Origin of the sequence: Streptomyces sp. NPDC059166 (genome assembly GCF_042755185.1) — a bacterium.
Taxonomy (GTDB): domain Bacteria; phylum Actinomycetota; class Actinomycetes; order Streptomycetales; family Streptomycetaceae; genus Streptomyces.
Genome location: NZ_JBHZCI010000045.1, coordinates 1 through 24,029, shown reverse-complemented (window position 1 = coordinate 24,029; position 24,029 = coordinate 1). Strand labels below are relative to the sequence as shown.

Annotated in this window: 19 protein-coding genes; 10 read left to right on the top strand and 9 right to left on the bottom strand. The window is 70.9% G+C overall.

What is annotated here, in order from left to right:
- The first annotated feature begins 515 nt into the window (after window positions 1-515).
- The 3 genes from ACFXOA_RS27420 (at window position 516) to ACFXOA_RS27410 (ending at window position 2,970) form a co-directional block, all read left to right on the top strand.
- Complete coding sequence (locus ACFXOA_RS27420) at window positions 516-1,217, top strand: hypothetical protein (RefSeq protein WP_385033965.1); 702 nt, start codon at window positions 516-518, stop codon at window positions 1,215-1,217.
- Between the two features lie 122 nt (window positions 1,218-1,339).
- Entirely contained in the window at window positions 1,340-1,642 is a 303-nt protein-coding gene (locus ACFXOA_RS27415) for an AlpA family transcriptional regulator (RefSeq protein WP_258466693.1), read from the top strand.
- 131 nt (window positions 1,643-1,773) lie between these two features.
- A complete protein-coding gene (locus ACFXOA_RS27410) occupies window positions 1,774-2,970 on the top strand; it encodes a tyrosine-type recombinase/integrase (RefSeq protein WP_385033960.1) in 1,197 nt (398 codons plus the stop codon).
- A gap of 126 nt (window positions 2,971-3,096) precedes the next feature.
- Here the strand turns inward: ACFXOA_RS27410 and ACFXOA_RS27405 are convergent, their stop codons facing one another.
- The 3 genes from ACFXOA_RS27405 to ACFXOA_RS27395 form a co-directional block, all read right to left on the bottom strand.
- Window positions 3,097-4,626 carry a helix-turn-helix domain-containing protein gene (locus tag ACFXOA_RS27405; protein WP_385033957.1) on the bottom strand — a complete coding sequence of 510 codons (1,530 nt, stop codon included), beginning with the start codon at window positions 4,624-4,626 and terminating at the stop codon, window positions 3,097-3,099.
- A 148-nt stretch (window positions 4,627-4,774) separates the two neighbouring features.
- On the bottom strand, window positions 4,775-4,975 hold the full coding sequence (locus tag ACFXOA_RS27400) for a DUF4236 domain-containing protein (protein ID WP_362665792.1): 201 nt from the start codon (window positions 4,973-4,975) through the stop codon (window positions 4,775-4,777).
- A 107-nt stretch (window positions 4,976-5,082) separates the two neighbouring features.
- Window positions 5,083-6,624 (bottom strand): PucR family transcriptional regulator ligand-binding domain-containing protein, encoded by a 1,542-nt coding sequence (locus ACFXOA_RS27395; RefSeq protein WP_385033953.1) that lies wholly within the window; start codon window positions 6,622-6,624, stop codon window positions 5,083-5,085.
- Between the two features lie 663 nt (window positions 6,625-7,287).
- Between ACFXOA_RS27395 and ACFXOA_RS27390 the strand changes: the two genes are divergently transcribed.
- The 3 genes from ACFXOA_RS27390 to ACFXOA_RS27380 all read left to right on the top strand — a co-directional run bounded on the left by ACFXOA_RS27390 (window position 7,288) and on the right by ACFXOA_RS27380 (window position 10,768).
- Window positions 7,288-8,721, top strand: a complete 1,434-nt coding sequence (locus tag ACFXOA_RS27390; protein WP_385033950.1) for a purine-cytosine permease family protein — start codon at window positions 7,288-7,290, stop codon at window positions 8,719-8,721.
- Between the two features lie 200 nt (window positions 8,722-8,921).
- On the top strand, window positions 8,922-9,428 hold the full coding sequence (locus ACFXOA_RS27385; RefSeq protein ID WP_385033947.1) for a nucleoside deaminase: 507 nt from the start codon (window positions 8,922-8,924) through the stop codon (window positions 9,426-9,428).
- Entirely contained in the window at window positions 9,425-10,768 is a 1,344-nt protein-coding gene (locus ACFXOA_RS27380) for an amidohydrolase family protein (protein WP_385033944.1), read from the top strand. Before ACFXOA_RS27385 ends, ACFXOA_RS27380 begins: the two co-directional genes overlap by 4 nt.
- A 121-nt stretch (window positions 10,769-10,889) precedes the next feature.
- Here ACFXOA_RS27380 and ACFXOA_RS27375 read toward each other — a convergent pair whose 3' ends face one another.
- The gene (locus tag ACFXOA_RS27375) at window positions 10,890-11,477 is read right to left on the bottom strand and encodes a TetR family transcriptional regulator (protein WP_385033941.1); all 588 of its coding nucleotides are present in this window, start codon (window positions 11,475-11,477) and stop codon (window positions 10,890-10,892) included.
- An 85-nt stretch (window positions 11,478-11,562) separates the two neighbouring features.
- Here ACFXOA_RS27375 and ACFXOA_RS27370 point away from each other — a divergent pair, with 85 nt between their 5' ends.
- From ACFXOA_RS27370 to ACFXOA_RS27360, 3 genes are all read left to right on the top strand, one after another.
- Window positions 11,563-11,985, top strand: coding sequence for a nuclear transport factor 2 family protein (locus ACFXOA_RS27370; RefSeq protein WP_385033937.1), 423 nt, complete (start codon window positions 11,563-11,565; stop codon window positions 11,983-11,985).
- A gap of 432 nt (window positions 11,986-12,417) precedes the next feature.
- Window positions 12,418-15,132: an aconitate hydratase AcnA gene (acnA, locus tag ACFXOA_RS27365; protein WP_385033934.1), complete on the top strand. Its 2,715-nt coding sequence runs from the start codon at window positions 12,418-12,420 to the stop codon at window positions 15,130-15,132.
- Between the two features lie 295 nt (window positions 15,133-15,427).
- A complete protein-coding gene (locus ACFXOA_RS27360; protein WP_385033931.1) occupies window positions 15,428-16,657 on the top strand; it encodes an ROK family protein in 1,230 nt (409 codons plus the stop codon).
- Window positions 16,658-16,715: 58 nt separating this feature from the next.
- Here the strand turns inward: ACFXOA_RS27360 and ACFXOA_RS27355 are convergent, their stop codons facing one another.
- The gene (locus ACFXOA_RS27355; RefSeq protein ID WP_385033928.1) at window positions 16,716-17,588 is read right to left on the bottom strand and encodes an alpha/beta hydrolase family protein; all 873 of its coding nucleotides are present in this window, start codon (window positions 17,586-17,588) and stop codon (window positions 16,716-16,718) included.
- A 236-nt stretch (window positions 17,589-17,824) separates the two neighbouring features.
- On the opposite strand from ACFXOA_RS27355, the gene ACFXOA_RS27350 reads away from it, so the two are divergent.
- On the top strand, window positions 17,825-19,213 hold the full coding sequence (locus ACFXOA_RS27350) for an alpha/beta hydrolase domain-containing protein (protein WP_385033925.1): 1,389 nt from the start codon (window positions 17,825-17,827) through the stop codon (window positions 19,211-19,213).
- Between the two features lie 120 nt (window positions 19,214-19,333).
- Here the strand turns inward: ACFXOA_RS27350 and ACFXOA_RS27345 are convergent, their stop codons facing one another.
- Genes ACFXOA_RS27345 through ACFXOA_RS27330 form a run of 4 tightly spaced genes read right to left on the bottom strand, consistent with a single transcriptional unit; the run spans window position 19,334 to window position 23,830 of the window.
- Entirely contained in the window at window positions 19,334-20,713 is a 1,380-nt protein-coding gene (locus ACFXOA_RS27345; protein WP_385033922.1) for a GH1 family beta-glucosidase, read from the bottom strand.
- Window positions 20,714-20,721: 8 nt separating this feature from the next.
- A complete protein-coding gene (locus ACFXOA_RS27340; RefSeq protein WP_385033919.1) occupies window positions 20,722-21,579 on the bottom strand; it encodes a carbohydrate ABC transporter permease in 858 nt (285 codons plus the stop codon).
- Between the two features lie 5 nt (window positions 21,580-21,584).
- Window positions 21,585-22,556 (bottom strand): carbohydrate ABC transporter permease, encoded by a 972-nt coding sequence (locus ACFXOA_RS27335; RefSeq protein ID WP_385033916.1) that lies wholly within the window; start codon window positions 22,554-22,556, stop codon window positions 21,585-21,587.
- An 11-nt stretch (window positions 22,557-22,567) separates the two neighbouring features.
- Window positions 22,568-23,830 carry an ABC transporter substrate-binding protein gene (locus ACFXOA_RS27330; RefSeq protein WP_385033913.1) on the bottom strand — a complete coding sequence of 421 codons (1,263 nt, stop codon included), beginning with the start codon at window positions 23,828-23,830 and terminating at the stop codon, window positions 22,568-22,570.
- Between the last annotated feature and the right edge of the window lie 199 nt (window positions 23,831-24,029).

Below are 24,029 nucleotides of genomic sequence, written 5' to 3'. Positions count from 1 at the left end.
CATGGTGCCACCTCAATCGTGTCGCTCGCTCGGGACCGAGACCAGTGATCGCAGGACGGCGCCACGAGGGGTGGAGCAGATCACGACTTCCGTTCGTCGCCTATCGGCGACCCCGGCACAAGGTGTCGAAGCGTTATCTGGACGGCGGCCTGCGCCAACCCGATCGCTGAAGGGGGATAGAGCAGGTGCTTAGAAGACACCTGCTCTGTTCTGGTGCTTCCACTCGTTCAGGGCTGACTATTCGACAGGCTGACCTCTGTGATTCCGGCGCCAGCATGGTGGTTCGCCGATGGCAGACACATTGACCCGGGAAAGGACTGGAATCGTGCGGTGAAGCAAGCGAACCTAGATCAGCTGCGGAAGAGTGCGCGAGAGCGGCGCAAGATAGCACGGGATCGCCGGTTACCCAAACCGGCGATTCTTCGGAGTATTGATGGTGTTCGGTCGCCGTGCGATTCGCCTGGGATTGCCGAACTGCCGTGTCTATCCATGCCTCACCCTCAAGGAGCTCTCCCATGACCGCAGTCGTCAATGAGCAAACGTCTTATCTGTCCGATCGGCAGTGCTTCGCGATCCTGGACCGGGTCAGCGAAGATCCGCAGAACGGCCTCGCCCTGCGAGCCTTCCTGGCTTCCATCGCTCTCGCGGCTCTACGCCCGGAGGAGGCCCGGGTGCTGCGCGTGCGAGACGTGGAGCTCGGGGACGACGGCACCGGTTGGCTCATGGTCCGCCCTCAGGCACAAGAGCGCCGCGAGGAGGATTCGGACAGCGCCGGTACCGTACGGCGTGTTCCCGTCTGCCGTGAGCTGGCGGCGATCTTGAAGGAGGAGACTACCCGGCGTGATCTCCGCCCTGATGACGCGATATTTGTCCTCGACAACGGACGACCGCTGACCGCCCAGGTCTACCGAAAGACTTGGCAGCAGGCGCGAGCAGCAGCCCTGCAAGCACATGAACTCGACTCGCCGCTCGGCAGGCATGTCTCTGCTCTCCGTGACGCGCGCATCGCGGCGTGGCTGAAGAACGGCGACCAGACGGCTGGGCACATCCTTACGGTGGCCGAATGCGCCGGAATGAGCGCTCCTCGCCTCGCCGAACGCTTCGCGGACTGCCTTCGCAAGCCGACACGTGACGAAATCCCTTGGGACCGACTCGAAGCCGCTTTGGCCCTTCCTGACCTGCCGAGCCAGCCGAATCGGACCGCACGGCGTCCGTAGCGGTACTCCGAGTCGCGGCTTCGCCGCGATTCGTCCCTGCCTCACGACAGGCAACGGCTGGGCGGACCAATGGTTTCCGCCCAGCCGGGCGCCCCTCTCCCGTCCCTCACAGAGAACCCCAGATGCCTGCACGACCCTTGCCTGCCCCCACTGCTTCCTCCACGGCCGTACGCACGGCCTTCCTGACCGTGAAGGACGCCGCCGACTACCTCGGCCTCTCACCCCACACCCTCTACGTCTGGCGCCACCGCCGTCAGGGACCGCCGAGCTTCCGCATGGGCCCCCGCGGTCGCGTCATGTACCGAGTGGAAGCCCTCGACGCCTGGGTCCGCGAACAGGAGCAGGCCGACTCCCGCTCCAATCCCGCCCTCAACCCGCTCAGCGTCCGACCTCAGGAGCGTTCCGCCCGCTTTGCCACCGCCTGACACGGCCTCCTGCGTCGTAGAACGCTGCCGCTGCCCCCATTGCAAAGGAGTTCCACCTGGCCGGCTACATAGAAGACCGATGGCTGAAGAAGCGCCCGAATCCGAAAACCGGCAAACGCGATCGCACCGCCATGTACGGCAAGTGCACCCGCTACCGAGTCAAGGGCATCCCCGGCGTCAAGGACCGTTCCTTCGACGCACTCCAGGACGCCAAGACCTGGCTCGCCCAGGCCCAGACCGATGCACGCCGAGGCGAGTTCGTCGATCCCCGCGACGGGGCAATCTCCCTCAAGGACTACATCGCCACCCACTGGTGGCCCACCCAGAGCGGTGACCCGTCCACGATCGAGCGGATCGAACAGAGGGTACGGCGGCACATCGTTCCCCATCTCGGTGCTCAGCCGCTCAACGCCATCGGTACGGAAGTCCTCCGCCACTGGAAGAAGCGGCTGGAGAAAGACCTCGGTCCGACTTCTATCCGCCTGGTCTGGGCAACGCTGTCCAGCGTCCTCCAAGCCGCCGTCGAGGATCGTCGCCTCGGACGTAACCCATGTCGGTCCAGCACGGTCGGGCCCCCGCCCGCGGCCCCTGGCAGGGTTGAGGCGTGGCCGCCTGAACGGGTGCTGGCCGTACGGGAGGCCCTGCCGGATCGCTACCGGCTCCTCCTCGTGATCGGAGCAGGTCTCGGGCTCCGTCAAGGAGAGGCGCTCGGGCTCTCCGCGGACGACATCGACTTCGAGAAGGAGGTCGTGCACGTCCGGCGGCAGATCAAGATGGTGCGGGCGAAGCTGTGTTTCGCTCTCCCCAAGGGGCGCAAGGTCCGAGACGTGCCGCTGCCGTCCAGCGTGGCCCGGGTCATCCGGCAGCACATGGAGCAGTTCGAGCCGGTGCCGGTCACGCTGCCATGGGACGACCCGACTCCGGCTAAGACGCCGGTGGAGGCCAAATACCGGCGGCCGAGGACCTACAGCCTCCTGGTGACGGGACGCGAGCGGAAGGCCGTCAACCGGAACTACTTCAACTCCTACGTGTGGAAGCCCGCTCTGGCTGCGGCGCGCGTGATCGCCCCACTGGACGAGGGCAGCACCGACGGTGGTCGCGTGTGGGAGCCGTCCCGGGAGCACGGCTTCCATGCCCTGCGCCACTTCTTCGCCTCCGAGGAACTGGAGGCTGGCGAATCGGTCGTCTCCCTGGCACGCTGGCTGGGGCACTCCGACCCGGGGTTCACGCTGCGGAAGTACTCCCACTTCCTGCCCCGCGCCGGGCGCACGGGGCAGCGCCGCCATCGACGCGATCTTCGCGTAGCTGCGGCCGTGACCGGTCGGTAGAGCCCGTCCAGCGTGGCTCGTAGCCCGCCGCCGGCCCAAAGTCCCAGGGAAGTCCCACAGATGCCGCCGCACCCCTCCCTGACCCGCTAAAGAGCAGGTCAGATGGGGTGTGGCGGCATTCGCGTATCAAATGTCCCGGAAGATCTCGATCTGCGCCCCCACCGAGTTCAGCCGCTCCGCGAGTTCCTCGTAACCGCGGTTGATCACATACACGTTGCGCAGCACCGAGGTGCCCTCCGCCGCCATCATGGCGAGCAGGACCACCACCGCCGGGCGCAGTGCCGGCGGGCACATCATCTCGGCGGCGCGCCAGCGGGTGGGGCCCTCGACCAGGACGCGGTGGGGGTCGAGGAGTTGGAGGCGGCCGCCGAGGCGGTTGAGGTCGGTGAGGTAGATGGCGCGGTTGTCGTAGACCCAGTCGTGGATGAGGGTCTGACCGTGGGCCGAGGCCGCGATGGCCGCGAAGAACGGCACGTTGTCGATGTTCAGGCCCGGGAAAGGCATCGGGTGGATCTTGTCGATGGGCGCCTCCAGTTTGGAGGGCCGGACCGTCAGGTCCACCAGCCGGGTGCGGCCGTTGTCGGCGGCGTACTCGGCGGTGCGGTCGCAGTCGACGCCCATCTCCTCCAGCACCGCGAGCTCGATCTCCAGGAACTCGATCGGGACGCGACGGATCGTCAGCTCCGACTCGGTGACCACGGCGGCCGCCAGCAGGCTCATCGCCTCGACCGGGTCCTCCGAGGGGGAGTAGTCGACGTCGACGTCGATCTCCGGGACGCCGTGCACCGTGAGGGTCGTCGTGCCGACGCCGTCGACGCGTACGCCGAGGGCCTCCAGGAAGAAGCACAGGTCCTGGACCATGTAGTTGGAGGACGCGTTGCGGATGACCGTCGTGCCGTCGTGCCGGGCGGCGGCGAGCAGGGCGTTCTCGGTCACCGTGTCGCCGCGTTCGGTCAGGACGATCGGGCGGCCCGGACGGACCTCTCGGTCGACCTGCGCGTGGTAGAGGCCGTCGGTCGCCGCGATCTCCAGGCCGAAGCGGCGCAGCGCGATCATGTGAGGCTCGATCGTCCGCGTCCCGAGGTCGCAGCCGCCGGCGTAGGGCAGCGTGAAGCGGTCCAGGCGGTGCAGCAGAGGGCCGAGGAACATGATGATGGAGCGGGTCCGGCGCGCGGCGTCGGCGTCGATGGACGCGAGATCCAGCTCGGCGGGCGGGACGATCTCGAGGTCGGCGCCGTCGTTGATCCAGCGGGTGCGGACGCCGATGGAGTTGAGGACCTCCAGCAGACGGAAGACCTCCTCGATGCGGGCGACCCGGCGGAGCACGGTGCGGCCCTTGTTGAGCAGGGAGCCGCAGAGCAGGGCCACGCACGCGTTCTTGCTCGTCTTGACGTCGATGGAGCCGGAGAGCCGGCGTCCGCCGACCACCCGCAGGTGCATGGGCCCGGAGTACCCGAGGGACACGATCTCGCTGTCGAGGGCCTCGCCGATGCGTGCGATCATCTCAAGACTGATGTTCTGGTTGCCGCGCTCGATGCGGTTGACCGCGCTCTGGCTCGTGGCGAGCGCCTCGGCCAGCTGGCTCTGTGTCCAGCCCCGGTGCTGACGGGCGTCACGGATGAGCTTGCCGATACGGGCGAGGTAGTCGTCTTCCATGGCTGCACGCTATCTCAGATATGAGATGAAGATCGTGCCGGGGGTGTGCGAGTCCGGTAACAAGCCGGTGCCGGGCCGTCGGGAGCGCCTGTATGGAGCTTTGTGCGCGCGCGGCGGCCCGGCTCGCGGGATTGCGCCGATCGGGTGATCAGCTACGCCGGCTGCGCCGGGTCGTCTTACGCCATCCGAAGGGACCCGGCAGGTCCATCGAGGTGGTGCGCCGGCCGGTGGAGCTGTGGGTCCGCTTCGGGCCGTGCCGGCCACCGGTCGTCACGGACCACGAGCGCCGGTTGATGTTGAGCCGGACGCCCGGAAGGATCTGGAAGCTCTTGCGGAAGGTGAGCGGCATCTGTTCCTCCTCTGTCAGGAGTGCGGGTATCCCGAAGCGGCCCGCTCATGCCTGCGGACCCAGGGCGGGCCTACGAGAGGACCAGTGCCGCCCGGCGTCCAAGGGGCTCACCTGATTCCGAGCGCGAGGACGAAGTCCACCCGGTCGTGCAGCGTGGCGATGCTGTGCCCCGTCAGTTGCTCGACGCGCTGGAGGCGGTAGCGCAGCGTGTTGACGTGGACGTGCAGTTGTTCCGCGCACCGCTGCCATGACCCGGACGCGTCGAGGAACGCCCGGACGGTCTCGACCAGTTCGCTCCGGTGCTCCGCGTCGTAGCGCTCCAGCACGCCGATCAGCCGCTCCCGGTAGAGCAGTCGCACCTCGTCGGGGACCGCGGCGAGCAGCATCAGGTGGGACGAGAGGGCTTCCGTCCCGGCCGCCCGTACGGATCCGCTGCCGAGCCGGGCGACGCGCTGGGCGTGGGCCGCCTCCTCGAGGGCCCGGCGCAGCCCGTCCCTGCCGGTGGCCGGATCCGATACGCCGATGGCCGCCCAGCCGTGGGCGAGGAACGGGTCCAGCCGTCCGGCCGCCTCGGTGAGCCTGAGGGAGAGTTCGCCGCTGCCGGCCTCCGCCGCCGGTACGAACATCAGGTGGCCGTCCGGCGTGGTGAACGGCGCCGAACAGCCGGGTATCTGCTCGTGCACCTCGTCCAGGACGACGGCCGCGAGTTCGCCGCCGTAGGGCCTGCCGGTCGTGGTCACCTGGGCGACGGCCATCGGAGCGTCCGGGTCCAGACCGAGGCTGCGCAGCCGTCCCACCGCCGGCTCGGTGCCTCCCTGGCGCAGGAGGTCCACCGACTCGCGCAACAGCCGCTCCTCGATGCGCCGTCGCTCCTGCCTCGCGACCCCGTCGAGCGCGAGCAGAGCGCACACCTCGGCGGCGGAGTCCGCTATGCCGGGAGCCCAGTCCCGGTGGTCGCCGGACGCCACCAGGTAGCCGGACGGCGGGCGGTGGGCGACGGGGGACTGCACCGGCAGGAACGTGAGGTGCCCGCCACCGGGCATCGGCTGCACCGAGGGGAAGGCACCGGCGGCGAAGGCCGCCCGGAGGCAACGGCCCAGGTGATGGTCCGACACCGCGGGTACGGCGCCCGCGGTGCGCCGCCCGGTTGCCGAGAGCACCGCGCAGTGCACCCCGGTCGAGCGGGCGAGCACCTCGACGAGGCCCTCCGCCCCGGCGCCCGACGCCATGCTGGCCACCAGACCACGGTGCAGGCCGGCACCGGGGGAGCGGCCGACGGGACCGGCGAGCGCCGCGAGCACGGTCTCGGTCAGAGCGGCGTACGACACGTCGTCACCGACGGACAGCAGCGGCAGCCCGTGCCGCTCACAGGCGGCGGTGAGCGCATCCGGCAGTTCCCCCACGGCCGCCGATCCGGCCACGAGCGCCGCGGCGCCCGCGACGGCCAGCGCGGCGACGAACACATCTGCGTCCCGGGGCTCCCGGTACCAGGTGGTCGAGGTGAGCACCAGCTCCCCGCCGTCCAGGTAGCGCCCCGGGTCGGGCAGGTCGGTGGTGTACACGCCGGTCACCCTGCGGTCCCGCCTGCCCGTCGGCAGGAGCGGGATGAGGCCGAGGCCGGGAATGCCGAGAAGTTCGGTCAGCAGCACCAGAGTTCCTGCCAGACGGGAATGCGGCGCGCGCGAGGGGCGCCACGGGTGTGTTACGGGCGTGCGCACCGTCGGGCACGGGGTTTGGAGAATCCTACGGGGTCACCCCGCTCACCGGACCCTTCGTCTGTAGGACGGTCCCGGTCCGTCCGCCCTCCCGCCCGGGTTCACTGAGGGCATCGCGGGACACGGCGGAAGCTCCGCCTCACGTACCGGGCAGGCGGAACGGCCACCTGACCGGCAGGCGGAACGGCCACCTCACCGGTCGGGTTCAGGCGAAGGACACCGCGGTCCTTCACCCACGGCCCTCCCGCGCGTGTCCCGTCCCCCGCCCGACATCTGTCCCCGCCTGACCCCCGTCCGCACCCTGTCCCGTCCCCGTCCGCACCCTGTCCCGTCCCCGCCCGCCCCTCCGCACCCTGTCCCGGCCGAGTTCCGCCCGCACGGCCCCGAGCCCTCGCACTCCCCGGGCCCGCCGCCCACGCGGCCCCAGCCCATAGCGCGTCCTGATCCGTGCCGACACCGCGACAGCCCTGCTCCGTCACCGCACCGCACCGCACCGCACCGCATTCGCACCCGCACCGAGCCGCATGCCCCGTGTGCCGTACGCCCTCGAACCGGGCGTGCGGGCGCCCACTCCCACCGCCCACCTGAGGAGATCCCGTGCGCGCCGAACCGTTTCCGACCGCCCGCCCCCCTGCCGGCCGTCCCGCCGCACCGGACGGTGCCGCCTCCGGCGGATCACCGTTCGGTGTCGAACGGGCCGGTGCCGAACCCGTCCCGGCGGACTGCAGGCACGGCCGGCCGCGTTCGCTGTTCACCCTGTGGTTCGGGGCGAACGTGCAGTTCGCGACGTTGAGCGTGGGTGCCCTGTCGACTTCGGTCTTCGGCCTCGACCTGCTGCCCTCGGTCCTCGCGATCGCTCTGGGCACGGCGCTCAGCGCGGTGATGGTGGGACTCTTCTCCACCCGAGGCCCGCTCACCGGCGTACTGCAACTCATCCAGACCCGCGGCCCCTTCGGGCGGCTCGGCGCACTGCCGTCCGCCGTGTTCACCGTCGTCAACGGCGTCGGCTGGTGCGTCGTCGACACCCTGCTCGGCATGTTCATCCTGCGGGACCTCACCGGACTGGGCTTCACGCCGGCGCTGCTGCTCATGGCGGCGGCCCAGCTGACGGTGGCGATCATCGGCTACCGGATGATCCATGCCGTCGAACGCACTCTGGCCCTCGTCCTCGTGGCCGTCTTCGCCCTGGTGTCGGTCCACGGCTTCGGTGAGGCCCACGCCGCGGCCCCGGTCGAATCGTCCGGCGGGTCCGTCGCGGCGTTCCTGCTGGTCACGGCGGTCACCGCGGCCCGCGGCCTGGGCTGGTCGGCGTACGCGTCCGACTACAGCCGCTACCTCCCCGCCGGCACACCGCCTCGCCGGGTGTTCCTCGCGGCCGCCGGCGGCAGCGCCCTCGCCGGGGTGTGGATCGGCTCCCTGGGCGCCGCCATCGGCACGGCGTCGGCCATGGGCGACCCCAGCGCGATGGTCAGCGGCCTCCTTCCGCACGCTCTCGGCACCGTCGTCCTCGCCGCCCTCCTCCTCTCCACCCTCGCCTCCACGGTGATTGACCTCTACTCCGGTGCCATGGCGGCGCTCGCCGCCGGATTCACCATCCCCCGCTGGGTGTCCGTCCTCGCCGTCGGCGGGCTCGGCACCGTCCTGTCCTGGTACGCCGGACACGGGGACTTCGCCTCACAGCTCCAGGACTTCCTCCTGATGACCGGCTACTGGCTCGCCCCCTGGGCCGCGGTGCTCGTCACGGCGTACTGGTGGCGGGAGCGCGGGCAGTACGACACGACCCGCCTCTACGACTCCCGGCACCGGTTCGGCTGGGGCCTCCCCGCGGTAGGGATCGCCCTGCTCGCCGAGATCCCGTTCATGAACCAGTCCCTCTACACAGGTCCGCTGGCGGCCGCCCACCCGGCGGCCGGCCCGTTCGGACTGCTCGTGGGCTTCGCCGTCTCGGCCGCCGTGTACGCCGCGGCGACCGCCTGGCGGCCCGTCCCGCCGGCCGGGCTTCCCGCGCCGGGAACCACTCACTCCGGCTGACGTCCTCGCCTCGCTGACGTCAGCCGGACGCCTCCCGACCCCGAGACGGCGAGGCCCGAAGCGCACGCTCCCGAGAGGGCGAGGCCCGAAGCGCACGCCCCCGAGACGGCGAGGCCCCGAAGCTCATACCCCCGAAGCTCGCACCCCGGATACCCGCATCCGCTTGGCCCGTACGAGAACGACAACGAGGAGAAGAACCGATGACACCCCCAGCTCCCACCCCCCTGACCCCCGACGAGGAGAGGTTCCTGACCGCCGCCGTCGAACTCGCGGCCCGTTCCCGTAAGGACGGCAACCACCCCTTCGGCTCGCTCCTGGTGCTGGACGGCGCCGCGGTCCTGGAGGCCGGCAACACCGTCACCACCGGACGGGACGCCACCGGCCACGCGGAGACCAACCTGGTCCGGCTGGCGTCCGCCGCGTACACCCGAGCGGAACTGGCCCGCGCCACGCTCTACACCAGCACCGAGCCCTGTGCGATGTGCTCGGGCGCCGTCTACTGGAGCGGCATCGGGCGCGTCGTCTACGCCCTCGGGGAGGACGAACTGCTCGCCCTGACCGGGGCCGACGAGGAGAACCCCACCATGGCACTGCCCTGCCGCACCGTCTTCGCCGCCGGACAGCGCACCGTGGAGGTGTCCGGCCCCCACCTGTACGAGACCGCCGCCGCCGTCCACGCCGGCTTCTGGACGGGAGCGGACGCATGAGCGCGCGCCACCCCCGTACCCTGATCCGGGGCGGCATCGTCCTCCCCTGCGAGGGCTCCAGGACCGTCCACGATCCGGGTTCGGTCCTGATCGAGAACGGCAGGATCACCGCCGTGGGCCCGGTCGCGGCCCTCGACGCGGCGGCGGCCGACGCGGTCGTCGTGGACGCCACGGGCCACGCCGTGATCCCGGGACTGCACAACACCCACCTGCACTCCGGGCTGTTGCGCGGCACCGCCGAGTCCAAGTCGCTGTGGGACTGGCTGCGCGACTACGTCGACCCCGCGCACAAGGCCCTCACCCCCGAGATCGCCGAGGCCGCCTCACTGCTCTGCTACACCGAGTCGCTGCGCGCCGGGACCACCTCCGTGATGGACATGTGGCGCTTCATGGAGGGCTCCGCGCACGCCGCGGAACGGGTCGGCATCCGCGCCACCCTCGTCCCCTACGTCGCCGACCTGCCCGGATACGACTACTTCGAGACGCTCGACACCAACCGGCGGCTCCTGGAGGAGTACCGCACCCACGCCGAGGGCAGGGTCCGCTCCTGGGTCGGTCTGGAGCACCTCTTCTACTGCTCGGAGGCGGCGTTCAAGGCGGCGGCCGCCCTCGCCGAGGAATTCGACACAGGCCTCCACACCCACTCCTCCGAGACCACGTGGGAGGTGGAGGAGTCGGTGCGCCTGACCGGCAGGCGCCCGATCGAGGAGTTCCACCACCGGGGGATCCTCGGGCCCAGGACGGTCGTGGCGCACTGCGTCTGGCTGGACGACCACGAGCTCGACCTGCTGGCGAGCACCGGTACGGCCGTGGCGCACTGCCCGTGTTCCAACATGAAGCTCTCGTCCGGCCCGGCCAGGATCGGCGACATGCGGAAGCGCGGAATCACCGTAGGGCTCGGCAGCGACGGCGAGAAGGAGAACAACAACCTGGACCTCCTGGAGGAGATGAAGTTCGCCTCCCTGCTGCAGAAGCTGACGACGCTCGACCCCACGACCGGCGACCCCTGGGACATCCTCGCCATGGCCACCCTGGACGGTGCCCGGGCACTCGGCCTCGACGGTGAGACCGGCTCGCTCGAGGCGGGCAAGAAGGCGGACGTCGTCACCGTCGACCTCCGCGGCCTGCACACCACCCCGCTGCTGCACGGTCCGGACTTCAACGCGGCGGCCCATCTGGTCTTCTCCGCGGGCGCCGCCGACGTGTCCGACGTCTGGGTGGACGGTCACCGCCTGGTGCAGGCCGGCCGGGTCCGCAGCGTCGACCCGGAATCGGTGCGCGAGCGTGCCCAGAGCGCGGCGGAGGAACTCTTCCGCCGACGGGCGGCCCTCAAAGGCTGACGCGCGGGGACGGTGACGCGCCGGAATGTGCTGCGGGTGGCCGGGTCGCCCCGGAGCCGGTGGCCGCACCGCCGCCTCCGGCAGAGCCCCCGGCCGCCCGGCCGGGGGCCGGGCCTCGCGGCTACGCCTCCCCTCCCTCCGCCTGGTCCACAGACCCGGTGAGGGCCTGGATCGCGGGGCGGAGCAACGCGGCGACGCGGTCGGCCGGTACGTCGCGGAGCGCGGCCACGCCGAGGAGCTGGTGGCCGATCGTGACGCCCAGCAAGGTGACGACCGCCAGCGCGGCGCGCAGCTCGGTGTCCCCGGTCCCGGGCAGTGCCGCGCTCACGCCCGCGATCTGCCGGTCGAGCGCGCCGCGGACGTGATCCGCCGCCGTCGGGTCGGTGAGCATGGAGCGCAGCATCACCAGCGTGCCCTCGGGAAGGCCCCCGAGCTTGAGGCCGAGGCCGGCCAGCAGCTGATCGACGAGCGCGTCGGTGCCGTCGGCCGCCGGCACGGGGGGCAGCAGCTGCACGGCGCGGGTGAAGAGCTCGCGCTTCGAGCCGAAGTACTGCATGACGAGCGCCGGATCGACGCCGGCCGACGCCGCCACCGCCCGGATCGTGGTCCGGTCGAACCCCTTCTCGGCGAAAAGCCCCCGGGCGCCTTCGAGGATGCGGTGCTCGGTGGCCCGGCGGCGGTCGGCGCGCGAGTGGTGAGGAGTGGACACCGGTTCACTCTACAACCGTTGACCGAATCGGATGCGGGTGCCTACCGTGTGGGTCAACACATGTTGAGCGAATGGAGTGATCCACGTGCCGCATCCGAGGACTCCCGTTCAGGCCCCGCGCGAGGTGCTCGCCCGTTACTACCGGGCGATGCTCGACAAGTCCGCGGACGGCCTGGCCGACCTGTACGCGGTGGACGCCGTGCACGAGTTCCCGTTCGCCTCCCCCGGGTTTCCGCCGCGGTACGAGGGGCGCGAGGCCGTGCGCGCGGGCTACCGGGCGGCCTGGGGTGCCACCCCTGTCCGGGTGCGGGAGGTCAGGGAGGTCGCCGTCCATGAGACCGGAGACCCCGAGGTCGTCGTCGCCGAGCACGTCGTGGTGGGGGAGCTGCCCGACGGGGGCGCGGCCTTCACGGTCCCGGGTCTCCTGGTTCTCCGTGTCCGTGACGGGCTGATCGCGCGGGTCCGTGACTACATGGACGCCTCGGCGGTCGCCGGCGTGAGGCGGTGACCGCCGCCGCGGGCCGGACACCTCCGCCTCGGCGGGCGCCGGGCCGGTGCCGGCCCCGGTGGTGCGCGGAGCCCGTGGAGCGCCGGGCGGGTGAGGCCCGGGGCGGCCGGCGTGCGGATCCGGTGACGGCGACGCCCCGGCCGGTGCGGCCGCCGCCGCAGCGGGTAGACGCAGGGGCGTGGCCGACCGGGGCTCCTGCGCCCGCCCGTCCGGTGAGGTGTGCGGGACACGGGTGCCCGGGCATGACCGCGCGGCGGTCATGTACTAGAGTTATCTCGACATCGAGATATCTGCCGAGGCGCACCGCAGCCGCCGCTCGGTAAGGGTTACCTAACTAATCCTTACCTTAGCGGATGGTGGGGGCCGCAGGCGGCGCCGGCCGCACATGAGGCGCGGCGCGGTTGAACGCGCACATTGAAGAAGGAGACTGTCGTGTCGGCGAACAGCTTCGACGCCCGCAGCACGCTGCAGGTGGGCGACGAGTCGTACGAGATCTTCAAGCTGGACAAGGTCGAGGGCTCCGCGCGCCTCCCTTACAGCCTGAAGGTGCTGCTGGAGAACCTGCTCCGCACCGAGGACGGCGCGAACATCACCGCCGACCACATCCGTGCGCTGGGCGGATGGGACTCCCAGGCCCAGCCCAGCCAGGAGATCCAGTTCACGCCGGCCCGCGTGATCATGCAGGACTTCACCGGCGTCCCCTGCGTCGTGGACCTCGCCACCATGCGTGAGGCCGTCAAGGAGCTCGGCGGCGACCCGGCGAAGATCAACCCGCTGGCCCCGGCCGAGCTGGTCATCGACCACTCCGTCATCGCCGACAAGTTCGGCACCAAGGACGCCTTCGGCCAGAACGTCGAGCTGGAGTACGGCCGTAACAAGGAGCGCTACCAGTTCCTGCGCTGGGGCCAGACCGCCTTCGACGAGTTCAAGGTCGTCCCCCCGGGCACCGGCATCGTCCACCAGGTCAACATCGAGCACCTGGCCCGCACGGTCATGGTCCGGGGCGGCCAGGCCTACCCCGACACCCTCGTCGGCACCGACTCGCACACCACCATGGTCAACGGCCTCGGCGTGCTGGGCTGGGGCGTCGGCGGCATCGAGGCCGAGGCCGCGATGCTCGGCCAGCCGGTCTCCATGCTCATCCCGCGCGTCGTCGGCTTCAAGCTGACCGGCGAGCTCCCGGCCGGCACCACCGCCACCGACCTCGTGCTGACCATCACCGAGATGCTCCGCAAGCACGGCGTCGTCGGCAAGTTCGTCGAGTTCTACGGTGAGGGCGTCGCCGCCACCTCGCTCGCGAACCGCGCCACCATCGGCAACATGTCGCCCGAGTTCGGCTCCACCGCCGCGATCTTCCCGATCGACGACGAGACCCTGAACTACCTGCGCCTGACCGGCCGCGACGCCCAGCAGGTCGCCCTCGTCGAGGCGTACGCCAAGGAGCAGGGCCTCTGGCTCGACCCGGCCGCCGAGCCCGACTTCTCCGAGAAGCTCGAGCTCGACCTCTCCACGGTCGTCCCCTCCATCGCCGGCCCCAAGCGCCCGCAGGACCGCATCGTCCTCGCGAACGCCAAGGCGCAGTTCGCCCAGGACGTCCGCAACTACGTCTCCGACGACGAGGAGGCGGGCAAGGAGTCCTTCCCGGCCTCCGACGCCCCGGCCTCCTCCAACGGCGTCCCGTCGAACCCGGTCACCGTCACCGCCCCCGACGGCACCACGTACGAGCTGGACCACGGCGCCGTCACCGTCGCCGCGATCACGTCCTGCACCAACACCTCGAACCCGTACGTCATGGTCGCCGCGGCGCTCGTGGCCAAGAAGGCGGTCGAGAAGGGCCTGACCCGCAAGCCGTGGGTCAAGACCACCCTCGCCCCGGGCTCCAAGGTCGTCACCGACTACTTCGACAAGGCGGGCCTGACCCCCTACCTCGACAAGGTCGGCTTCAACCTCGTCGGCTACGGCTGCACCACCTGCATCGGCAACTCCGGCCCGCTGCCGGACGAGGTCTCCAAGGCCGTCAACGACCACGACCTGGCCGTCACCTCGGTGCTCTCCGGCAACCGCAACTTCGAGGGCCGGATCAACCCCGACGTCAAGATGAACTACCTGGCGTCCCCGCCGCTGGTCGTCGCGTACGCCATCGCCGGCTCGATGAAGGTCGACATCACCAAGGACGCCCTCGGCGTCGACCAGGACGGCAAGCCCGTCCACCTCGAGGACATCTGGCCCTCCGAGGCCGAGGTCAACGACGTCGTGGCGAACGCCATCGGCGAGGACATGTTCAACAAGTCCTACCAGGACGTCTTCGCGGGTGACGCCCAGTGGCAGGCGCTGCCGATCCCGACCGGCAACACCTTCGAGTGGGACTCCGAGTCCACCTACGTGCGCAAGCCCCCGTACTTCGAGGGCATGACGATGGAGACGACCCCGGTCGAGGACATCACCGGCGCCCGGGTGCTCGCCAAGCTCGGCGACTCGGTCACCACCGACCACATCTCCCCGGCCGGTGCCATCAAGGCCGACACCCCGGCCGGCAAGTACCTCACGGAGCACGGCATCGAGCGCCGTGACTTCAACTCCTACGGCTCGCGCCGTGGCAACCACGAGGTCATGATCCGCGGCACGTTCGCCAACATCCGCCTGCGCAACCAGATCGCGCCGGGCACCGAGGGCGGCTACACCCGCGACTTCACGCAGCAGGACGGCCCGGTGTCGTTCATCTACGACGCCTCGCAGAACTACCAGGCCGCCGGCACCCCGCTCGTCATCCTGGCGGGCAAGGAGTACGGCTCCGGCTCGTCCCGCGACTGGGCGGCCAAGGGCACCGCGCTCCTGGGCGTCAAGGCCGTCATCGCCGAGTCCTACGAGCGCATCCACCGCTCGAACCTCATCGGCATGGGCGTCCTCCCGCTCCAGTTCCCGGAGGGGCAGACCGCCGAGTCCCTCGGCCTGACCGGTGAGGAGACCTTCTCCTTCGCCGGCGTGACCGAGCTCAACGACGGCACCACCCCGCGCACCGTCAAGGTCACCACCGACACGGGCGTCGAGTTCGACGGCGTCGTCCGCATCGACACGCCCGGCGAGGCGGACTACTACCGCAACGGCGGCATCCTGCAGTACGTGCTCCGCAGCCTCATCCGCAAGTAGGGGCACCGCCTCACGCGCGACCGGAGGCACCGCCTCACGCGCGAAGGCGACCGCGAAGTGAGCGAGGGCCGCACCCCCGGGGTGCGGCCCTTCGCCGTCCGGGCCCCTCCGGCGGAGCACGCCGCGGACCCGGCGCCGGGTGGCCCGCCCGCGGCGCCGCCGCCGCCGGCCGACGGCGCTCCGCCAGGCCGCCCCTCCGCCGCACAGGCGGACCACCAGGCCCCGCTCACCACCGATGAGGCACCGCCTCCATCCCGCGCCCTGATCCCGTACAGGCCCTAGGCTCGAAGGTCTGATGAAGAACAACCTCGCCCCGCCCGCGGCCAAGGCCGGCCACGAGTCCGTACGGCGCCACAACTTGAGTCTCGTCCTGCGGACCGTCCGTGACGAGGGCGAGGTCACCCGGGCCAGGGTGGCGAGCCTCGTCGGGCTCACCAGGGCAGCGGTGTCCTCCCTCGTGGAGGAGCTGCTCGCCCTGGGCTGCCTCAGCGAGTCCGGCAAGACCTCCAGCGGATCCGCGGGCCGCCCCGGCACCGTGCTGAAGCTCGCCAGGACGGGCCCGGCCGGTCTCGGCGTCGAGATCAACATCGACTACGTCACCGTCTGCGCGGTCGACCTCACCGGAACGGACCGGGTCCGTGTCACCGAGCACACCGACCACCGGCGCGTCCCGCCCGCAGAGGTCCTCGTCCACGCCGCCCGGCTGACCAACCGGGTCATCGCATCCGCCCAGGAACAGGAACTGCGCGTCGTCGGCGTCGAGCTGGCCCTGCCCGGCCTCGTCTCCGGCGGTGTCGTACGCCAGGCCCCCAACCTCGGCTGGAACAGGGTCGCCGCCGAGGGCATCTTCGGTCAGGCGCTCAGCACCCTGCGCCCCGCCGGACGGGCGCTGGCCGTGGGCTCCGACAACGAGGCCAACCTCGCGGCCCTCGCCGAACTCTGGTTCGGCGGACTCGGCGGCGTACGCACCTTCCTCTACCTCACCGGCGAGACCGGTGTGGGCGGGGCGCTCGTCGTCAACGGCGAGATGCTGAGGGGAGCCCACGGCTTCGCGGGCGAGATCGGGCACGTCGTCGTCGACCCGCAGGGCCCGCTCTGCGGATGCGGGGCACACGGCTGCCTGGAGCAGTACGCCGGCCGGTCCGCCCTCCTGCGTGCGGCCGGCATCGACCCGGACACGGGAGTACGCGGGATCGACGAGCTGGAGCAGCGCGCCGCCGCCGGTCAGGAGCCGGCCCTCGGCGCCCTGCGCGAGGCGGGGGACCGGCTCGGCGTGGTCCTGGCCGGCGCGGTGAACCTCTTCGACCCGGAGGCCGTCGTCCTCGGCGGGATCTACCGCAACCTGATGCCCTGGCTGGAACCGTCGGCGGACGCCCAGCTCAGCGCGCGGGTGGTCTCCGGCCGCTGGCACGAGAAGGGCAGCGGACTGCGCGCCTCGTCCGTCTCCGGCGACGCCGCCCGAGGGGCGGCGGCCCGGGTGGTGCAGGACATCATCGCGAACCCGGCCGCGCACCAGGTGCGCTGAACCACCGTGAGGGGCACCCCGGGGTCGCCGGGTGCCCCTCACGGCACCGCCGGTGAGGTCAGCAGGCGTTGCTGCGGAAGCCGGAGACGGCCGAGCCGCTGAAACCGCAGGTGTACGGGGTGAAGCGGGAGTCGTCGTTGATGTAGCGCTTGAACCAGGACACCAGCGTGCGGGAGAGCAGCGGGTTGTCCCGGTTGGAGAAGAAGTGGTCGGCGCCCGCGAGTTCGAGGTACGACTTGGGGCCGGCCAGGCTGTTGTAGAACGGGACCGAGTGCGAGGACACCGGGGCCACCGAGTCGGACTGCCCGCCGACGATCGCGACGGGTTCACTCACCTCCGGCCAGGACTTGTCGCTGTTCCACGGCGCCATCGGCACGGCGGCCTTGATCTTGCCGCTGGTGTCGGCCTTCAGCGCCTCCAGGGAGCCGCCGCCGCCCATCGACCAGCCGGCCACGCCCTGCCGGTTGCCATCGACCTTCGAACGCACGGCGCTGGGGGACGAGTTGACCGCCCAGTTCAGTGCGGAACGCAGCTGGGTGCCCCGGCTGGACGGCTGGTCGTAGATCGAGTTGGTCTCGATCCCGACCACGACGAACCCCCACGACGCGAGGCGCGGGCCGATCCAGCTGATGCTGGACCAGTAGGAGAGATAGCCCGGGACGACCGCGATCACCGGATAGGTGCCGGCGGTCGTGGGGTAGTACACCTGGCCGCCGCGGACCCCGGACGCCCCGCTGATGCCGGTGGAGGCGGTGGCGAAGCTCCCGTTGCCGGTGATGTTCGACGTGGTCGGTGCCTGTCCGATCTCGTCGGCGGCGGCGGGTGAGGCACCGGTCAGCATCCCGCCCGCGGCGAGTCCGACCGCCAGCAGGAGGGACGACAGGGCACGGACGGCACGCGTGTGCGGAAGACGTGGGATACGGCGTTGCATGAGCTCTCCTCGAATGGGGGGACGCCCGGCCCGTCCCGGAGCGGGACAGGGCCCGGCGGTCGCGCCATGCAAGCGCACCCGCCGGCTCCGGGCATCGGCGAAATCACCGGTGACCGGCCGGGCCCCCGTCCGCCACGACACGGCCGGTGGTTTCGCCGGTGCGTGGCCCCGGGCCGACCGGCACCGTCGTGCGGGAGAGCGGGCCGACGGCCCGTCGTCGAGAGGGAGGCATGCCCGTGATCGGATGGCGAAGAATCTCAGGACCCGCCGTGGTCCTCGTGGTCGCCGCACTGCTGGGCGCGGCGGCCACGGCTACGGCGGTCCCGGCGGCGGGTACCGCACCGGGGCCCCGGGTGACGGCGGAGGCAGCGGTGAGCGGCCCGCTTCCCGGAGCGGTTCCGGGAGACCCCGGGGCCGAGGACCCGGCCGACACCTACCCGTGGCTCTCCGCGCCCGGTCTGGCCGCGGCGGGATACGTCGAGGAGGAGTTCCACCTCTCGGGCCGGGCCGACGCGTACGGCCCCACCGGCGAACGCCTCGCCGAGGACGTGCCGTACACCACCCGGATCGTCGTACGGCGGCCCAGCAGCCCGGCCCGCTTCAACGGCACCGTACTGACGGAGTGGCAGAACGTCAGCGCGGGCTACGACATCGACGCCCTGTGGGCACCCGACCAGATCACGCGGGCCGGATACGCCTGGGTGGGCGTGTCCGCCCAGCGGGTGGGAGCCGAACAGCTGCGCGAGTGGAGCCCGGCCCGCTACGGGAAGCTCGACGTGACCGGGCAGGGGCGCTTCACCGCCGACGAACTGTCCTACGACATCTACGCGCAGGCGGCGGGGGCGCTGCGCACCGGGACGGGCAGGGTGCTCGGCCCGCTCCGCGCACGCACCCTGCTGGGCATCGGGGCCTCGCAGTCGGCGGGCAGGATGACGGTCTACTACGACAGGGTGCTCCCGCAGACCGCCCCGGTCCTCGACGGCTACGGGTTCGTCGTCGGCTCCGCACCCACCCGCAAGGGCGGCGAGCCGGTCCTCCACGTGCTCTCGGAGACCGACGTCCGCACCCCGGTCCGCAGGGCCGACGACGACGGGTACCGCCGATGGGAGGTGGCCGGGGCGGCCCACTCCGGGCGCTTCGGCCAGGCCTACCGCGAGCCGCTGCTGGCCCGCGACCTCGGCACGGCGCCCACGTTCTCCTGCACCCGGCCGCCGTACAGCGAGGTGCCGCTGCACCACGTCATCGCGACCGCTTACGCGCACCTGGGGCGCTGGGTGGAACGCGGCGTGCTCCCGCCGTCCGCGCCGCCCCTGGAGTTCGCCCCGGACGGCACCAAGGCACGGGACGCCCACGGCCTTGCACGGGGAGGCATCAGGCTCTCGCAGGTCGAGGTGCCCACGGCCCTGAACACCGGGGACAACGGCGGGGAGACCTTCTGTGTGCTCTTCGGCACCCATGTGCCCTTCACGGCCGAGGAACTCGGCCGGCTGTACCCCACGCGTACGGGATACGTGGCCGGGGTCGCGGCGGCCGGCGCCCGGGCCGTCCGGGCCGGTCATCTGCTGCCCGCCGACGCGGCCGCCGACCTCCGGGACGCGATGCGCTCAGGCGTCGGCCGGTACTGACCGGGCTGCGGATCACCGGGCCCGGCAACGGCCGCCCGGCGGGCCCGGCCCGAAGCCACGCATGGCGGAGGGGGCGTACACGTCGGCACGTGTACGCCCCCTCGTGGTCCAGCGGCTGGATCAGGCCCGGTGCGCCGCGATCAGCTGCTGGTACCAGCGGTAGCTGTCCTTCGGGGTGCGCTCCAGGGTGTCGTAGTCGACCCGGATGATCCCGAACCGCTTCGCGTAGCCCAGCGCCCACTCGAAGTTGTCCAGCAGCGACCACACGTAGTAGCCGCGCACGTCGACCCCGGCGTCCATGGCGTCACGCAGCGCCCCGAGATGGGTGCGCAGGTACTCCACACGGTCCGCGTCGTGGATGGAACCGTCCGCCTCGACGCTGTCGAACTCGGCCGAGCCGTTCTCCGTGATGTGCACGGGCGGCAGGGCGTCCCCGTAGGTCTGCTTCAGGACGGTCAGGAGATCGGTGAACGACTCCGGGACGACCGGCCAGCCCATCGCCGTACGCCGGACGTCCGGGTACTGGCCCTCCGAGTAGCGGTTGTCCGTGGCCACGCGCAGCGCCGGGTCCGCCTCACGGTGCGGGGCCGAGGCCACCACGATCGGGCGGTAGTAGTTGATGCCCAGGAAGTCCATCGGCTGGGAGATCAGCTCCAGGTCGCCCTCACGCCGGAAGTCCTGCCCCGTGATCAGCTCGCCCCAGGTCTCCTCCTCGGTGGCCGGGTAGCGGCCGGCGAGGAGCGGCTCGGTCCACACCAGGTTGTGCTGGGTGTCCGCGCGGACGACGGCGGCGAGGTCGGCGTCCGACTCGGTGGCCGGGACGTTGCGGTCCAGGTTCAGCGTGATGCCCGCCTCGCGCACACCCGCCGCCCGCAGCGCGGTCATCGCGTGACCGTGGCCGACCAGCAGGTGGTGCGCGGCGGCCAGCGCGCCGCGGCCCTCCTGGGCGCCCGGCGCGTGCCGGCCCACCGAGTAGCCGAGGAAGGCGCTGCACCAGGGCTCGTTCAGGGTGATCCAGCGCGGCACCCGGTCGCCGAGGTGCTCGGCGACGATCGCCGTGTACTCACCGAAGCGCTCCGCGGTCTCCCTGACCCGCCAGCCGCCCTTGTCCTCCAGGGCCTGCGGCAGGTCCCAGTGGTAGAGCGTGGCGGCCGGCTCGATGCCCGCCTCCAGGAGCGAGTCGACGAGCCGGGAGTAGAAGTCCAGCCCCTTCGGGTTGACGGCGCCGCTGCCCGTGGGCTGGATCCGGGACCAGGCGATGGAGAAACGGTACGAGTCCACACCCAGGTCGCGCAGGAGCGCCACGTCCTGCGGGTAGCGGTGGTAGTGGTCGCAGGCCACGTCGCCGGTGTCGCCGCCGTCGGTCCTGCCGGGCGTGTGGCTGTAGGTGTCCCAGATGGACGGGCCGCGGCCGTCCTCCTCCACGGCACCCTCGATCTGGTACGAGGCCGTGGCCGCGCCGAAGACGAATCCGGGCGGGAAGACCGGGAAGTCACTCATGGGAACCCTTACTTGACCGAGCCACCGGTGATGCCGGCGGCGATGTACTTCTGTGACAGGACGAGGAGGACCGCGGCGGGGACCGCCGAGAGCACCGAGGCGGCCATGACCGAACCCCAGTCGCCGACGTGCGCGCCGATGTACTGGTAGATGCCGAGGGTGATCGGCTTGACGTCGTCGGTGGTGTTGAGCGTGAGCGCGAACATGAAGTCGCTCCACGCGTAGAGGAACGAGAACAGCCCGGCGGTGATCAGGGAGTTGCGGCTCATCGGCAGGACGACCCGGACGAAGGTGCGGACACGGCCCGCGCCGTCCATCTCGGCGGCCTCGATCACCTCGCGGGGGATCGACACCATGAACGAACGCATCAGCACGATCGCGAAGGGGATCCCCAGCGAGGCGTCCGCCAGCATCAGGCCGAAGTAGGAGTTGACCAGGCCGAGATCCACGTACGCGCTGTACAGGGCGTTCGCGATGACGATGCCCGGCACCATCTGGGTGATCAGGGTGCCGAAGACGATCGTCCTGCTGCCGCGCAGCTTGAACTGCGCGAGCCCGTAAGCGGCGGGTGCCGAGATCGCCAGGCAGATCGCCACGGCGCCGAGTGCCACGGCCAGCGAGGTCAGCAGGTTTCCGCCCTGCTCGGTGATGGCCGAGGTGAAGCCGGAGAAGTCCACGCCCGTCGGCACCGGGCCCACGTCGACGAGGCTCGCGTCCGGCTGCAGCGCCGTGTTGATCATCCAGTAGAGCGGGAACAGCATGACCGCGAGGACGAGGACGCCGAAGACGGTCGCACCCCAGCGGCGCCTGGGCCGGCGGACACCGGCGGTCGCCGGGGCGGCAGGGGTCTGGGTGGTGGTCGCCATGCCGGTCACTTCCCCTCGTTGCGGTTGGCCCGCAGGTAGAACACCGCGAAGACGGCGGAGATCAGGATCAGGATGTTGCCGACCACGGCACCGGCTCCGAAGTCCATCTGGACGAAGGAGTTCTGGTACGTCAGCGTGCCCAGCGTCTGGGTGGAGTCCGCCGGTCCGCCGTCGGTGAGGGCGAGGACCAGGTCGAGGATCTTCACCGTCGACATGAAGCCGAGCACCAGCACCACGGTGATCACCGGCTTGAGCATGGGCAGGGTGACCGAGCGGAAGGTGCGCCAGGCGGAGGCGCCGTCGAGCGCCGCGGCCTCGTTCAGCTCCCTGGGGACCTCCTGGAGGCCGCCGTAGAGGATCACCATGTTGAACGGGATGCCGATCCAGATGTTCACCAGGACCACCGAGATCAGCGCCATGCTCGTGCTGGTCAGCCACGGCGTGTCGCCGGGAAGGCCGATGGTGCCCAGGAAGGAGTTGAGGACACCGGTGTCCTGGTCGAAGATCCGCCGCCACACGATGCCGGAGACGACCATCGGGACCAGCCACGGCAGCAGGATGAGCGAGCGGAGGATGCCGTTCAGCGGGAAGCGCCGGGTGAAGAAGACCGCGAGCGCCAGGCCGATGCAGAACTGGCCGACGAGCGATCCGACGGTGAAGAGGATCGTCTGCCACAGTGCCTTGCCGAACAGCCCGTCCTCGAAGACCTTGTGCCAGTTGTCCAGGCCGTTGAAGGGCGCCTCACCGGTGAAGAACGTCTTCGGCGAGTAGTCCTGGAAGCTCATCACGATGTTGCGCACGAGCGGGTAGCCGAAGAACAGCGCCATGAAGATCACGGCGGGGGCGATGAACCCCCACTGTGCCAGCGTCCGGCGCCGCTTGGCGCTCCGCGGGCTCACGGGCTTCCTGGCCGCGCCGGCGGCGGGGGCCTTCGGGCCGGTCCGCGGTGCGGTGGCCGAAGCGGTGGTGGATGACATGGTTCGTTACCTCAGTTCCCGCTCTTGACCTGCTGCTGGGCACGCTTCAGAGCCGCCTCGCTGGACTCGCCGGTGAGCGCGGACTGGAAGGCGCTCTGCAGGGCGAGCGACACGGACGACCACTGCGCCCCGACCTTCGCGGTGCGGGAGCGGGCCGTGGCGACCTGGCCGGCCAGGGCCGCCAGCTCCGGGGTCTTCGTCCGCCAGACCGCCGCCGCCTTGGAGTTGGCCGGCACCATCCAGCTGTTGATGGCGTAGGAGATCTCCTCCTGCTCACCCGACATGCAGCCGATGATCTTGGCGGCCGTCTTCTCGCGCTCGCTGTCACCGGTGTTGGGGACGGTGAGCACACCGCCGCCCAGCGGGCCGACCGAGTCGTCGCCCGCGTCCGGGACGGGGATCTCGGCGATGCCCCAGTTCAGGCCCTTCTTGGAGTTCAGGGTCTCGACCTGCCACGGGCCGTTGATCATCATGGCCGCGTTGCCCGCCATGAACTGGTCGTTCACGTCGGCCTGTGTCCAGTTGACCGTCGACTTGGAGAGCGAGCCGTCCTTCAGGAGCGCCTTCCAGTAGTCCAGGGCCTCGGCGACCTCGGGGCTGTCGAGCTTCGTCTCGTCGCCGCCGTTGGACCACATGAAGGGGGTGAACTGGAAGACCCCGTCCTCCGCGCCGCCCGCGCTGAGCGCCAGGCCGTACCGCTTGCCCCGGGTCAGCTTCTTCGCGGTGTCCCGCATCTCCGCCCAGGTGGTGGGGACCTTCAGGCCGGCCTTGTCGAGCGTGTCCTTGTTGTAGAACAGCGCCAGGGTGTTCACCGTGCGCGCGGCCCCGTAGTACGTCCCGTCGTAGGACCCGAAGTCGACGATTCCCTCGGGGATGTCCTGCGTGGTCAGCCCCAGGTCCTTCAGCGGGATCAGCCCGCCGGCCTCGGCGAACGTCGGCATCTCGGAGGCGTCCAGCTGGAGGACGTCCGGCAGCGACTTCGAGGACGCCATGCGCAGCGCCTTCGTCATCAGCTGCGCGGCCGGCACGCTCTGCTGCTCGATGGTGACCCCGAGCTGCTTGCTGCAGCGCTTGAGGGTGTCGCCGTCCCAGCGGTGGTACGACTCGTCGGTCGAGGAGTTCATGACGGTGTAGACGTCCTCGTCCCGCTGCTGGCCGCACCCCGACAGGACGGTGCCGGCGACGATCGCGGAGACGACGGTGAGGGGGACGACGATGCGCCTGGAGCGGGGGCTGCGGCGTCGGATCCGTCCGTCCGGGGAGGGTTCTGTCACGGTGGTGCCCTTGCGGTGAGAGGGTGGCCGGACCCATGGGAACGCTCCCACGGGTGCTGGTCAAGCCCCTGCGCGGAACCGGCGATGTCGCGTAGGGGGTGGAACCGGGGTGTCCGGTGGTGTTCCGGGCACCCCGGTGGGTGGGTCAGCGGACGTTGAGGAGGTGTTCCATGGCGAGCTGGTCGAGGGCTTCGAAGGC

Bases quoted from the DNA above. Each gene is read 5' to 3' on its own strand.
- ACFXOA_RS27345 (WP_385033922.1), bottom strand. From the start codon at position 20,713: ATGAGTGACTTCCCGGTCTTCCCGCCCGGATTCGTCTTCGGCGCGGCC.
- ACFXOA_RS27385 (WP_385033947.1), top strand. From the start codon at position 8,922: ATGACACCCCCAGCTCCCACCCCCCTGACCCCCGACGAGGAGAGGTTC.
- ACFXOA_RS27420 (WP_385033965.1), top strand. From the start codon at position 516: ATGACCGCAGTCGTCAATGAGCAAACGTCTTATCTGTCCGATCGGCAG.
- ACFXOA_RS27335 (WP_385033916.1), bottom strand. From the start codon at position 22,556: ATGTCATCCACCACCGCTTCGGCCACCGCACCGCGGACCGGCCCGAAG.
- ACFXOA_RS27380 (WP_385033944.1), top strand. From the start codon at position 9,425: ATGAGCGCGCGCCACCCCCGTACCCTGATCCGGGGCGGCATCGTCCTC.
- ACFXOA_RS27405 (WP_385033957.1), bottom strand. From the start codon at position 4,626: ATGGAAGACGACTACCTCGCCCGTATCGGCAAGCTCATCCGTGACGCC.
- ACFXOA_RS27400 (WP_362665792.1), bottom strand. From the start codon at position 4,975: ATGCCGCTCACCTTCCGCAAGAGCTTCCAGATCCTTCCGGGCGTCCGG.
- ACFXOA_RS27355 (WP_385033928.1), bottom strand. From the start codon at position 17,588: ATGCAACGCCGTATCCCACGTCTTCCGCACACGCGTGCCGTCCGTGCC.
- ACFXOA_RS27410 (WP_385033960.1), top strand. From the start codon at position 1,774: ATGTACGGCAAGTGCACCCGCTACCGAGTCAAGGGCATCCCCGGCGTC.
- ACFXOA_RS27415 (WP_258466693.1), top strand. From the start codon at position 1,340: ATGCCTGCACGACCCTTGCCTGCCCCCACTGCTTCCTCCACGGCCGTA.
- ACFXOA_RS27360 (WP_385033931.1), top strand. From the start codon at position 15,428: ATGAAGAACAACCTCGCCCCGCCCGCGGCCAAGGCCGGCCACGAGTCC.
- ACFXOA_RS27340 (WP_385033919.1), bottom strand. From the start codon at position 21,579: ATGGCGACCACCACCCAGACCCCTGCCGCCCCGGCGACCGCCGGTGTC.